We start from the raw sequence: 12856 nt of genomic DNA, 5'->3' as shown, positions 1-12856 counted from the left end.
ATCAAAAATCTCTGACTTTAGTTTTATCGCGAAGGGGGCTTTTACTGAATCTCGCGGCTAGTTTCATGACAAGTACATAAAACATCGGAACAAAGAAGATGGCTAAGAAGGTAGCTGTTAACATACCGCCTGTTACTGCAGTGCCTATGGAATGCTGGCTGCCCGCACCTGCGCCATTTGAAATCATCAGAGGGAAAACACCTAAGATGAATGCCATAGAAGTCATGATGATCGGGCGTAACCTTAGCTTTGCCGCTTCAATTGAGGCCGTAATAATATCTTTCCCTTCTTGCTCATGTAATTCCTTCGCAAACTCAACAATCAGAATGGCGTTCTTCGCGGCCAGTCCGACTGTGGTTAATAGACCAACCTGGAAAAATACATCGTTCTGTAACCCCCGTAGCAATACGGCTCCGATAGTTCCCATGATCCCAAGAGGAACAATCAAGATGACGGCAAAGGGCACAGACCAACTCTCATAGAGTGCAGCCAGACACAGAAAGACTATAAGTGCTGAAAGCGAATAGAGCATGGTCGTTTGTGAACCAGACGTCTGTTCTTCATAGGAGAGTCCGTGCCATGCAACTTTGAACCCTGGCGGTAGTTTTTGCGCAATTTCGCTGACAGCCTGAGTTGCATCGCTACTACTGTAACCCGCTGCAGGCGAACCCTGAATATTAGCCGCAGCCACGCCGTTAAAGCGATCGTAACGTGGAGAACCCATGGTCCACTCACCATGACCAAAGGCGGAAAAAGGCACCATCTGATTTTGGTTATTACGTACATACCATTTATTTAAATCTTCGGGATTCTGGCGCGAGCTCGCCCGGCCCTGAATGTATACATCTTTAACCCGACCATTAAACAGAAATTGATTGACATAACTTGAGCCCCACGCGGCTGAAAGCATGTTATCAATATCGCTACTACTCACACCCAGAGCATTGGCCTTTTCTTCGTCAATAGAAAGCTTATAAATAGCTTCATCAGGCATACCGTTCAGATATACCCCAGTAAGACGCTTATCCTGATTAGCTAGCGTGACAAACTGTCCAACTGCATTCATTAACGCTTCATGCCCTTGCTGATTCTGATCTTCAAGATACATATCAAAGCCAGTGCTATTACCCAATTCCATAACAGCTGGCGGCACCAAGACCATCACGCTGGCATTGTTGAGGTTAGCGAAATGTTCCATCGCACGCCCGGCCATCGCTGAAACTTTTTGATCCGCTTTCTGACGTTTATCCCAAGGCTTAAGGCTTACAAAAGCTAATGCACTGTTCTGACCACGACCAGAAAAGCTGAAACCATTAACGGCAAAAACAGAATTAACTGATTCTTTCTCATTTTTCAGGAACCAGTTAGTGACATCATGGATAACCTGCTGCGTACGTTCTGCGGAAGCGTTTTGCGGTAAGGAGATTTGCACCATTAATACACCCTGATCTTCATCGGGCAGGAGCGTTGAAGGCAATTGAGTGAACATATAGCCAGTCACGGCGACAAAGCCTAAATAAACAATGAAGAAAAGGCCTCGACGGTTAATTACATGGCGAACACTATGGGTATAGCGAGTCGTTCCGGCGGTAAATTTCTGATTAAACCATCCCGCAAAACCACGTTCTTTTCTGGAGTGATCAATAGGTTTTAGCAGCGTTGCGCATAGTGCGGGTGTAAAGAATAAGGCCACCAGTACCGACAGTGCCATTGCGGATACGATGGTGATCGAAAACTGGCGGTAAATGATACCTGTCGATCCTCCAAAAAACGCCATCGGTAATAATACGGCTGATAACACCATGGCGATTCCGAACAAAGCACCCTGCACCTGTTTCATCGACTGGATAGTCGCCTCTTTCGGTGAAAGACCGTCTTCCTCCATTACCCTTTCAACGTTTTCGACAACAACAATAGCATCGTCAACCAACAAACCTATCGCCAGTACCATTCCGAACATAGTCAGAGTATTGATGGTGTAACCGCAGGCATAAAGGATGCCAAATGTGCCCAGCAGCACAACTGGCACGACTAACGTAGTAATAAGCGTGGCACGCAGGTTCTGTAAGAACAACAGCATTACGAAAAACACCAGGACAATTGCCTCTCCCAGCGTTTTAACTACCTCATGAATTGAGGCACTCACTACCGGGGAGGTATCGTATGGTTCGATAACTTCAACGCCCTCAGGTAATGAGCTTTTCAAACGATTAATCGTAGCATTAACCGCTTTCACGGTATCGAGGACATTTGCGCCAGTTGCAAGACGCAAAGCAATACCTACTGAAGGTCGGTTATTGTAAGTTGATGAAATGCTGTAGTCAGAGGGACCTACATCTACATTACCAACATCTCGTAAACGCACTTGTGAACCATCAGCATTCACTTTTAGCAGGACATTTTTAAACTGTTCTGCTGTTGTGAAACGAGTTTTGCCTTCGATAGAGGCGCTGATTTGAGTGCCGGGTAGAGCAGGTAATCCGCCTACTTTACCTGATGAAACCTGGACGTTCTGGTTCTGAATCGCTGTGCTGACATCACTTGGCATAAGATTGAACTTATAAAGCTTCGCCGGATCCAGCCAAATATGCATCGCATATTGCGCCCCAAATACCATGACCTGACCAACGCCTTGAGTACGAGCAATGGAATCCTGAAGACGTGATACCATTATATCACTCAGATCGGCGTCACTCAGTTTGCCGTTTTTAGATACCAGACCCACTACCAGCATAAAATTGGCCTGATATTTTTCTACAGTAATTCCCTGTTGCGTCACTTCAGAGGGTAAAGACGCTTCGGCTACCGATACTTTATTTTGAACCTGTACCTGAGCAATATCAGGATCGGTCCCTTGATCAAAGGTAGCAATAATAGAGGCGCTGCCATCACTACTGCTATTTGATTCAACGTAGCGCAGGTGGTCAATTCCTGTCAGCTGCTGTTCTATAACCTGAACCGCTGTCTGCTGTACGGTGTCGGCACTTGCGCCAGGATAAGTGAAGTCGACAGAGACCGCAGGTGGAGCAATATTCGGATACTGATTGACGGACAAATTTTTGATCGACATCAGTCCAGCGAGCATCATAATGATCGCAACGACCCATGCCAGAACGGGGCGTTCAATAAAAAATTTAGACATAACGTTTCCTGCTTACTGCGCCGATGGGTCAGTCATAGAAAGGGAAATAGAGGGCTGTGTCGCTGCAGCTGGTTGTTTAGCCTCGGTCACATCTACCGCTGCACCCGGAGCGGTATTTTGCATACCATTAACCATGACTCGCTCGCCGGCTTTCAAACCGGACAAAATCTGCCACTGTCCATTGTTCATTTGTCCCGTCGTTACCTGACGCTCCTGGACTTTGTTGTTCGCATCCACCGTCAGCACATAAGGCGCGCCCTTGTTATCGCGCAGAATAGATTGCTGCGGTACGGTTATTCCGTTTTCATCAACTCCCTGGCTAAAACGGGTATGCACAAACATTCCTGGTAATAACTCCCCTTTCGGATTAGGAAAGCGCGCCCGCAGTAGAACGCTTCCAGTACCCTCATCAACCCGAACCTCTGAAAATTCAAGAGTTCCCTGAAGGGGATATGCCGTTCCGTTATCAAGGATAAGCTGGACTGCGGCTTCGTGTGATGAAGGAGTGCGCACTTTTCCACTTGAAACTGCGCTACGCAATCGCAGTAGTTCGTTATAAGGCTCGTTAACGTCAACATAGATAGGATCGGTCTGAGTAATCGTGGATAACGCATTACTCTGCTCGGCGGATACTAACGCACCTTCGGTTACGCTTGAGCGACCGATTCTTCCACTAATAGGCGCACGAACGCGAGTATAGTTAAGGTTGACCTCTGCTGATCTTAAGTCCGCCTTGGCTTGCAAAAACGTTGACGTTGCATTATCCAGTACCTGCTTACTGACTGCATCCGCTTTGATTAATTGCTGATCGCGCGCGAGTTCATTTTTAGCATTTATGTATTGTGCTTTCGCCTTTTCCACCGCAGAAGCATAACTTGAGTCATCGATCTGATAGAGCTGCTGCCCCTCTTTTACTTCTGAACCTTCATCGAAGTAACGTTTCAAAATAATCCCACTAACTTGAGGTCTGACTTCTGCAGTCCTGACCGCTACTGTGCGACCCGGCAGGTCCGAAAACATGTTTACAGAATGGGTTTTTATCGTCACTACATCTACTTTTGCATTAGGCTGGGAAGATTGAGCATCTGATTCCTTGTGATCACAACCACTCAACAACACGCAAAGGCATAAAAGAGAAAATTTTGTTTTCATAATGAACTCTGGCAAAAATTTAAGTTAGTCTGGAAGAAGTGTTTTCTATATAATATATGATGCAACACTGCCAATCCTCAGAGATAAATAAATAATTTTTATGGTAAAGCGTTTAGCTTTCTAAGGAGGATTTTTGTTGATTTTTTTAAAAGGCGCGGGAATGACGAGAAATCGCCAGCCTTTGTTTCCATGTGGAAACGGTTCTCGCTGATACAAGGCCTGTTGGCGCCATGAATCCGAGGCATTATCATTATAAATAGAATTTGCCTTTGGGAGTGACTCCTTACCTTTAGCTGAGATGGAAATAACTGAGATATTGTATGAATAATTCAGCCCGGCAGACGCATTTTTCCCACAAAGTAGCAAAGATGTCACCCCTAAAAAAACAATCACTCTGACGAATGCCATATTGCCTCACCATAAAATCCTACTCGCATGACGTGACGATAAAGTTTCGGTAATTTTTTTGTCATGAAATAAAAGGCTAGCTATAGCTATAAAATTTTCACTAGCCTTTTATATTGCTCAGCTTGAGCAATACACATCTTTCATAAAAGTCAGAACAAATAAGTCACTGCAAGCGTACCGTAAGTGCCACCATTTTTCTTCACGATCGGACTGTCAGACGCATGTTTGTCGAGACGAGTATAATCAACGCTTGCCCAAGCCCCCCAGTGTGGGGTGAACTGATGACTCCAGGTCATTCCAAGATCGTAGCCATAATAACCACCAGCCGCATTATAACGCGCATAGCCTGAGTGTGCGCTTTGCTTCTCGCTTACACCATAATACGTGTTCATATAACGCGCATCACCAAATAAGGTGCTGCCCTGAAAAGTTACTACATCACTCTCATCCTGAAATGGAATTAGAGTTACAGTTGTCCGGTAGCGGTTACCCTGACTGTCTGTCAGCGGCATAGTTGCTTTCCCCTCTAAAACCAGCCAGGAAGAAAGGGCCCAACCAGCAGTAACCCCAGTATTCAGCGTTGATTTGATTGTCCCCATACCTTTTAGTTTGTCAGAACCTTCACGCCAGTCTGAATTTTTATCGGAACGACCAAAATCCATCCCTAAAGTATTTTCTAAATAGAGCCCATTATCGCTTTGGAAGCGATAGCCTAGACCTTTGACCGTATCAGCGAAGAAATTGCCATCCTGAGCATGGATAACTGGCGCAAAAAAGGTATGTTGATCTTTAGCTCCGCTGTAGCGTGGAGCGCTGATTGCGCCAAGGCCTACACTCAGGCTACGATCAGAACTAGTGCTTTCACTCGCTTGTGCAGACAGTGTCATCGCTGTTGTTACTAAACAAGCCATGCACATTGTAATTTTTTTTATTGACATAATCGTACCTTTTGCCACAGAAAAAAGAAGGACCGAATTTCCGGTCTTTTTGCGGCCATTACTATCGACAAGTTCAATCAAAAAATTGCCAAGTATTAATCAAGTTATTATCAAGAGGCACTAAATGACAAAAGAGAAAATTCTTATCATTGAGGACGATTTGGATGCTGCTGATGTGCTCGAAGCCTATCTCCGAAAGGAAGGCTATGAGGTTTTGCTCTCAACAGATGGCCGCGAAGGTTTCAAAATGGTAGAACAATCGCAGCCTGATTTAGTACTACTTGACGTTATGCTTCCCGGAATGAATGGAACCGATGTGCTGGCAGAAATCCGTAAAAATTGGGTTACACCCGTCATTATGATCACGGCTATGGGTGATGCACATGACAAAATCGGTGCGTTACGATATGGTGCCGATGACTACATCGTTAAGCCTTATGACCCTAGTGAAGTGATGGCTCGCGTTCATGCAGTTCTGCGTAGGAGCAAGCGATTCGAGCCGGCTAAAAATGTGATGAGCTGGCAAAATTTGGAAGTCGATGAAATAAATATGACCGTTAAGGTTAAACAATATGATAATTCTTCACGCCAAATAGATTTGACTCCGACAGAATTTAGCTTACTGGTATTGCTTATGCGCGCAAAAACACGTCCCCTGTCACGCCAACATTTGCTTGAAGAATGTCTCCCGGATAGTTACGCCCTGGAAAGAGTGGTAGACACACACATTTATAATTTAAGAAAAAAACTTGAAAATGCGGGAATGAAAAACATCTTGATTAATGTGCGCGGAATTGGGTATAGGTTTATTCAGCCATGAAAAATTCAAATAAAAAAACGCTATGGCGGTGGATATCATTACGCATTACTTTGTTAACCGCATGCATGATAGTGGTTATAGCACTTGGCATGTGGGCCACTTATCTAATACAGTATTTTTGGATAACCCGGCATCTTTCTCCTGAGATAAGCCGTGAACTTGCCCTTTTGATGCAAAATCCTGAATCGAATCCAGTCAGGCTTCATCAGATTTTGGATGCGGCATGGGGAATACGTGCAAGCCTACCGAATATAGCAGCCCCTGATTTCTTGTGGCTCGGAATGCATGTTGTGGTCACGATACCTATAGTAGTGATAATTAGCCTTCGTACTGCTAAACCATTATCTGAACAATTTTCTAATCTTAAATCCATCGCCGAACTTGTTGCTAAGGGCGACTTTACTGCCAGAGCCGCGCTCGTCAGGAGGTCACCTGAGGAACTTATCCAGTTCGCTCAGATTTTCAACAAAATGGTGGCGCAACTTGAAATTTACGAACGAGAGTTAAAAGCTTCTCATGTAGCTGCGGCACATGAATTACGTTCTCCTCTAACCGCAGCCATTGGCAGGCTTAAGGGTATGCTTGATAATGTGTTTGAACGTGATGAAAAACAGTTATCAATGGTAATGTTGCAGCTTAAAAATCTGAGCCGCCTTACTGATGATCTGCATTTTTTATCATTGGCTGACGCTGGTCACCTTGCTTTAGAAATAAAGGAAATTGATATATTAGCATTAATTGATGAGCGCGTTTCGTGGTTACGACCTAAATTTGCCGCGGCTGAGCTGATGGTAAGCATAACCAGCAAATCGCCCTGCTATGTTCAGGCTGATGCATTCAGGATGGGTCAGGTATTCAATGCTTTGTTCGAAAACGCTATTCGTTATTGTGGGAAAGGATGTAGCCTAAAAGTGCATATATCCAGATTTGACGACCATGTAGAAATTTCCTTCCTCGACGACGGCCCTGGCGTGCCTACAGATTTTTTACCGAAAATGTATGACCGTTTCACTCGAAATGATACCTCCAGGTCGCGCAATTCTGGGGGTAGCGGGCTGGGTTTATCTATAGCAAATGCAATATGTCATGCACACAATGGTAAAATCACGTCCAGGCTACCTGCAGCTAAAGGATTACTGACTTTAATACACTTGCCAATTAATCAGGCAGTTAAATAATAGAATAATGCTTTTACCTTCTGGTAAAAGCATTATTCAAAAATGAATCACCACGGATAATCCAGACACTTTTGAGTCGCTGATAATATTGGTTTTCATATTCTATCAGTGGCATCTTAGCGCTCGAACCATGTTGACGCTTACTGATATAAAACATTCCGATATAATAAAAAATATTGCTTCGGGCTTCTTCCCGCGTTCCGTAAATCTTTTTCTTTATCCGTTCACGTTTTAGTCGCTGAAAAAAGCTTTCTCCAACTGCATTATCGTGGCAGTTATCACAACGACTTTGGGTGCCACGATACTGGCTTCACCTTTGCGTGCTCGCGGGCTTCGGTAACCGACCTGAGCCTTTCTGCCGGCACGCTTCATCAGCCGCCAGACACAGTTCACTCCGCACTGTTGCCCGGTGTTACGCAGATCGAGGTGGGTCTTGCAATAACCATAGATGCAGCCTGACTCAAGCCAGAACTGTTTGATCTGCCCGGTCAGCCTCTGGTTTGACTGATCTCGTTGTGAATGCGGTTGCTGAAGCCAGGCATAAAACCCACCGGGATAGACATCCAGAACCCGGCAGAGCATACGTGCAGGCCAGTACAGGCTGTTGTCACGGATAAAGACGTACCTCAGTCGGACAGCTTTGCGAAGTCCGCCGCGGCTTTTTTTAATATGTCTCTTTCATCGGTAACCCGCTTCAGTTCTTTCTGAAGTCGGCGGATCTCAGACTGGGCATCAGACTGAATTTTGTTGGCTGACGAGTCAGGGCCGGACTTTTTACCGAGGCTTAGAGGCTGTGCCTGGTGATATCAAGACGTGTGGCGACACTTAAAATGGAATAGCCGCGATCAACAACCTGTTTAACCGCTTCAATTTTGAACTCTTCGGGATAACGCTTGCCGCTCATGGGCACCTCTCTTTAAGCCATCTTAAATGACTCTGAGGTGTCTGTTAAACCCGTGGCGATTCACGGGGCACATCCGCTTTTAGCTCTAACCAGACATTGTTAATCGAAAAATTAACAATGATTTCGCATCCTCAGCCACTGGAATAAGTTTATTTTATTCAATAGCTGATCCTGATACTGCACCTGCCCTTTAGCGTGCCCGTGCTTTCCTCCAGGGGACGGGTTTAAGGCTTCCATAAAGCGGGTACGTTGTTCTGAACTCATGCCCATAAATGTCTGTTTGCGTGCCATTCCTCCTGGACTAAACCACATTACTGCTTGCTTCACGCAGAGCCGCCAGCATGCATCATCAAAATTAAACTCACCCCAGGCGATACTCAGCTTCAGGCTGATAAGCGGCTCAGTGCTGATTATGTTCGTGATCAACGTTTACAACCCGCTAATAAATGCCCTGCAAACCCTCAGGCTTTAGGGATAGCCGCCATAATTAACAGGGGTTCATAAAGCCAGGAGACAATCATGAATGAGTTGCTAAAGGTAGATATTGACGAGTTCAAAGTGCGCTTTGCGGGGGAGGTTGTTCTTCCAGAAGATGCTGACTACGACGAGGTTCGTCAGGTCTGGAACGCCATGATCGACCGTAAACCCGCGCTGATCGCCCGCTGCACGTCGCCTGAAGATGTTGTTCAGGCCATCGAATTTGGCCGCACGAAAAATCTCCTTATATCGATCCGCGGGGGTGGACATAACATCGCAGGAAATGCCGTATGCGACGACGGCCTGATGATCGATCTCTCGCCAATGAAGAGAGTAGAAGTGGATTTGAGCACCAGCAGGGCCAGCGTCGAGCCAGGCTGCACCCTTGGCGAATTTGATAAGGTCGTGCAAGCCCATGGCCTTGCCACGCCCACGGGCATTAATTCGACCACAGGAGTGGCTGGCCTGACGCTCGGCGGCGGGTTCGGCTGGCTGAGTCGGAAGTACGGTATGACCATAGACAATCTGCTCTCGGCGGAGGTCGTCACGGCGGATGGCCGTCAACTGCACGCCAGCGAATCAGAAAACGCGGATCTTTTTTGGGGTCTGCGGGGTGGCGGTGGCAACTTCGGTGTTATAACCCGCTTCGAATTTCAACTGCATCCTGTCGGGCCGAACGTACTGAGCGGGCTTATCGTCTTTCCGTTTGATCAGGCCAGGCCCGTGATCTCGCAGTTCGCCCGGTTCACCGAGACGATGCCGGAAGAACTCAATGTCTGGATGGTCACGCGCAAGGCGCCTCCGCTACCTTTTCTGCCCGAGGAGTCTCACGGGAAAGAGATGGTCGCACTCGCTCTGTGCTATGCGGGCGATCCCGAAGAAGGAGAGAAGCTTATCGAGCCGCTGCGCGGGTTCGGTACGGTGATCGGCGAGCACATCGGCGTGCAGCCCTATACCGCCTGGCAGCGGGCATTCGATCCGCTATTGTCAAAAGGGGCGCGCAACTACTGGAAATCGCATAACTTCTCGCAAGTTAGTGACGGCGTTATCGAAGCCATCATCGAATACGCGGCCAGATTGCCTTCACCTCAATGTGAGATATTCATCGGGACGATCGGCGGTCAGACAGCCAAGGTAGCGCCTGAGGCAATGGCCTACTCAAGCCGGGATGCCAATTACGTGATGAATGTGCATGGTCGCTGGGAGTCAGCCGCCGAGGATGAGCATTGCATCGCCTGGGCGCGCGACTTCTTTGCTAAATCACAACCCTTTGCCAGCAGTGGCGCATACATCAACTTCCTCACTCAGGAAGAGACCGACCGCATCGCCTTCGCTTACGGTGCGGCCTGGAATCGACTGGTGGGGCTCAAGAATAAGTACGACCCGACGAACCTCTTCCGAATGAATCAGAACATCAAGCCGGTATGAGGCCAGGTCTGGCGCCTGACAACAGTATGTAGCCAACACGCTACGCATACTGCGGATGTTAAACGTCAGGCGTAATAACGTCATATTTTCCCGTCGGCGCCTGTTTTGAGGCTAAAGGGGATATCCACTTCATCCTCTTTCAGCACAGCAATCGCGATGCCTGCTCGCCAGCAGCTTCGCGCCGGAAGCGGACATTTCTGAGGTTATTTCTTTTTGTTGAGCACCACAGTTTTCGTGACCAGTAAGCCCGCTGCAGGGGTGACCTTGCCGCTGTCATCAGACCCAGGCCGGCAGGCCCGGAACGCCACGCTAACCGCCGGAGCTTACCGGCTCTGCCGGTTAGCGCACCAGGGCTGACAAGCCGGCAGCGTCAGGGAGCCGGAGGAGATCATCGTACTGTTCATGCTTTTGACCTTTATGGAAAGGGAAATAAAGAAGCAGCTGCAGCACAACAGGAAGCAGAGAAAAGACAGGGAGACAGCGTCCCGGAGAGAGAAAGCGCAGGCGAAGCAGATGACCGGTGCGCCCGCGCCGGCTTCTGACCTTTTCCGACAGCATGCGCACGAACGGCCTTGGCCCATCAAGCACAAACGATTCGGGGGGGCAGGCTGCACGCCTCCACGATGCGCGACCCGGTGTTCCAGAGGGTGCTGAACAAAAAGTAATGACGCCGATCGGGCATGTAGCGCAGCAGCGCGTTGGCCTCGGGTGCCAGTGAATAGAGGGATGTGGCCCCGTTCGCGGTAGCCATACGCTGCAGCGCCACCGAGATCGCAAAATCCGCGCCCGGGAGAAGGCGAGCGCGGTGAGGCGCTCTGGTGAATTCTGAAGGGAAAGAGTGCTGACCATGGGGGATTTTTTCACGTAGCGTTGTCTGGGCATTTATCCGGCTATTTTCCCGCACCGGGGCGGCGGGAGCCAGTCAATAAATCGCACAGAAAGGATCTGGAATTTGGTTTTACTCGCAATACAGAGGGTTATACAAACCCCATAAAGGATCCTTTTTTCCCGCAAAATCCCGCCAGGCCGCTTTGCACAAGGCCAGCGTCCCCGATCCGCCCCTTTGGTATAATTGTTTTAAACCTTACCTGGTTAAGCGCACCAGGCTTCGCCTGCTCAACTACACAACTTTTTATGGGCTAATTCACTGACAGACCGGTTTTAGATTTGTACTTAGATGGCGAAACGATAATTCTCCACCGCTACTGGGAATTTTGCTGTCACAGAGCCAGGTATCCAGCTGGCGCTACGTTATAGGGTGGTGTTTATACCGGCGGCTAATCCTTGCACCCAGCAGGTGCAGTTCCTGCTCTATATTATGCGTTTTGTTATTTATCTGTTCGCTAAACCCCGCCGTTGAGCCCTTCCTTCCTCAGTCAGGCCTGGCGCGTTTCTTGCCTGTAACAAAAGGTATCCCACCGCTGACGTCGTTTTCCCTTTCATCCAAAGAGGTCTGTGCTATGGAGTTGAAATGGTTTGAAGATTTTCTCAGTGTTGCCCGTTGTTACAGCTTTACCCGCGCCGCCGATGAGCGTCACATTACTCAGTCGGCACTGAGCCGCCGGATTCGCCAGCTGGAAGAGTGGCTGGGCGTGCCGCTGTTTGATCGCAAAACGTATCCCGTCACGCTGACGCCGGAAGGACAAACTTTTCTCGCCATCGCCAGCGAAACGGTATTTTCCATGAAGCATTTGCGCCACGACCTGAATCAGCATTACAGCTCCCGCACCGCAGTGCTACGATTTGCCATGTTGAATACCCTTTCGCTGACTTTTTTCCCCGACTGGATCCAGCGACTCAACCTGCAGTCCAGTCTGGGTTATATCCGACTGTGCAACCAAAAACCCAGCTTCGCCGAACACATTTCTACGCTGCACAGCGGCGAAACTGACTTTCTGCTCACTTATGCACACGATGCCGTGTCGCTGATTGATCAACTTGCGTCCTATCCCATGATCCAGCTTGGACAAGAACGCGCCATCGCGGTGTGTCGCCCGGACAGCAGCGGTGCTCCGCTCTATCCGGTATGCCTTAATGGTGGCCCGATTCCATGGCTGAGTTACGGTCAGCACACCTTTTTCGCTCACGCACTGGCGCAAATGCTCAGGAAACGTCCCCTGCCGCTTGAGACGGTTTACGAAAACGGCATGTCGGTAAACCTTAAAGCGATGGTGCTGGCGGGCGGCGGCGTCGCCTGGCTGCCGGTCAGCCTGGTGCAGGAAGAGCTACTTAACGGCACGCTGGTGCGCGCCGATGAGCGTCGCTGGGATATATCGCTGGCGATTCGCCTCTATCGTCAGCCGATCCTGCAAAATCCTCAGGCCGAACAGCTATGGCAGCGTATTTTGGCCAGTGAAACAGCCAGCGCCGCCTGAAAACAAACTATGCCGTTTTGGAATGGGGAGTGTG

Annotated in this window: 8 protein-coding genes and 2 pseudogenes; 4 read left to right on the top strand and 6 right to left on the bottom strand. The window is 48.4% G+C overall.

All coding sequences use genetic code 11. From position 1 onward, the window contains the following. Window position 1 precedes the first annotated feature (1 nt). The 4 genes from BBB56_RS19790 to BBB56_RS19775 form a co-directional block, all read right to left on the bottom strand. Complete coding sequence (locus BBB56_RS19790; RefSeq protein WP_123802638.1) at window positions 2-3142, bottom strand: efflux RND transporter permease subunit; 3141 nt, start codon at window positions 3140-3142, stop codon at window positions 2-4. Between the two features lie 12 nt (window positions 3143-3154). Continuing rightward, entirely contained in the window at window positions 3155-4294 is a 1140-nt protein-coding gene (locus tag BBB56_RS19785) for an efflux RND transporter periplasmic adaptor subunit (RefSeq protein WP_123802637.1), read from the bottom strand. A gap of 120 nt (window positions 4295-4414) precedes the next feature. Further along, window positions 4415-4702 carry a hypothetical protein gene (locus BBB56_RS19780; RefSeq protein ID WP_123802636.1) on the bottom strand — a complete coding sequence of 96 codons (288 nt, stop codon included), beginning with the start codon at window positions 4700-4702 and terminating at the stop codon, window positions 4415-4417. Between the two features lie 149 nt (window positions 4703-4851). Next, the gene (locus BBB56_RS19775; protein WP_123802680.1) at window positions 4852-5640 is read right to left on the bottom strand and encodes a MipA/OmpV family protein; all 789 of its coding nucleotides are present in this window, start codon (window positions 5638-5640) and stop codon (window positions 4852-4854) included. 124 nt (window positions 5641-5764) lie between these two features. On the opposite strand from BBB56_RS19775, the gene BBB56_RS19770 reads away from it, so the two are divergent. After that, window positions 5765-6460, top strand: a complete 696-nt coding sequence (locus BBB56_RS19770) for a response regulator transcription factor (RefSeq protein ID WP_123802635.1) — start codon at window positions 5765-5767, stop codon at window positions 6458-6460. Beyond that, complete coding sequence (locus BBB56_RS19765) at window positions 6457-7638, top strand: sensor histidine kinase (protein WP_123802634.1); 1182 nt, start codon at window positions 6457-6459, stop codon at window positions 7636-7638. Before BBB56_RS19770 ends, BBB56_RS19765 begins: the two co-directional genes overlap by 4 nt. A 13-nt stretch (window positions 7639-7651) precedes the next feature. Here the strand turns inward: BBB56_RS19765 and BBB56_RS19760 are convergent. After that, a pseudogene (locus BBB56_RS19760) lies at window positions 7652-8542 on the bottom strand (transposase). Between the two features lie 519 nt (window positions 8543-9061). On the opposite strand from BBB56_RS19760, the gene BBB56_RS19755 reads away from it, so the two are divergent. Beyond that, window positions 9062-10447 (top strand): FAD-binding oxidoreductase, encoded by a 1386-nt coding sequence (locus BBB56_RS19755; protein WP_123802633.1) that lies wholly within the window; start codon window positions 9062-9064, stop codon window positions 10445-10447. Between the two features lie 522 nt (window positions 10448-10969). Here the strand turns inward: BBB56_RS19755 and BBB56_RS23835 are convergent. Next, window positions 10970-11296, bottom strand: a pseudogene (locus tag BBB56_RS23835) (site-specific integrase); the annotation flags it as partial. A gap of 611 nt (window positions 11297-11907) precedes the next feature. On the opposite strand from BBB56_RS23835, the gene BBB56_RS19745 reads away from it, so the two are divergent. Then, window positions 11908-12822 (top strand): LysR family transcriptional regulator, encoded by a 915-nt coding sequence (locus tag BBB56_RS19745; RefSeq protein ID WP_123802632.1) that lies wholly within the window; start codon window positions 11908-11910, stop codon window positions 12820-12822. Window positions 12823-12856: the final 34 nt, after the last annotated feature.

Origin of the sequence: Candidatus Pantoea deserta, from assembly GCF_003813865.1 — a bacterium.
GTDB lineage: Bacteria > Pseudomonadota > Gammaproteobacteria > Enterobacterales > Enterobacteriaceae > Pantoea > Pantoea deserta.
The sequence above is the reverse complement of the archived record's forward strand: the minus strand, read 5'-3'. Positions and strand labels throughout refer to the sequence as shown.

Coding starts and splice junctions, on each gene's coding strand:
- BBB56_RS19790 (WP_123802638.1), bottom strand. CDS start 3,142: ATGTCTAAATTTTTTATTGAACGCCCCGTTCTGGCATGGGTCGTTGCG.
- BBB56_RS19785 (WP_123802637.1), bottom strand. CDS start 4,294: ATGAAAACAAAATTTTCTCTTTTATGCCTTTGCGTGTTGTTGAGTGGT.
- BBB56_RS19780 (WP_123802636.1), bottom strand. CDS start 4,702: ATGGCATTCGTCAGAGTGATTGTTTTTTTAGGGGTGACATCTTTGCTA.
- BBB56_RS19775 (WP_123802680.1), bottom strand. CDS start 5,640: ATGTCAATAAAAAAAATTACAATGTGCATGGCTTGTTTAGTAACAACA.
- BBB56_RS19770 (WP_123802635.1), top strand. CDS start 5,765: ATGACAAAAGAGAAAATTCTTATCATTGAGGACGATTTGGATGCTGCT.
- BBB56_RS19765 (WP_123802634.1), top strand. CDS start 6,457: ATGAAAAATTCAAATAAAAAAACGCTATGGCGGTGGATATCATTACGC.
- BBB56_RS19755 (WP_123802633.1), top strand. CDS start 9,062: ATGAATGAGTTGCTAAAGGTAGATATTGACGAGTTCAAAGTGCGCTTT.
- BBB56_RS19745 (WP_123802632.1), top strand. CDS start 11,908: ATGGAGTTGAAATGGTTTGAAGATTTTCTCAGTGTTGCCCGTTGTTAC.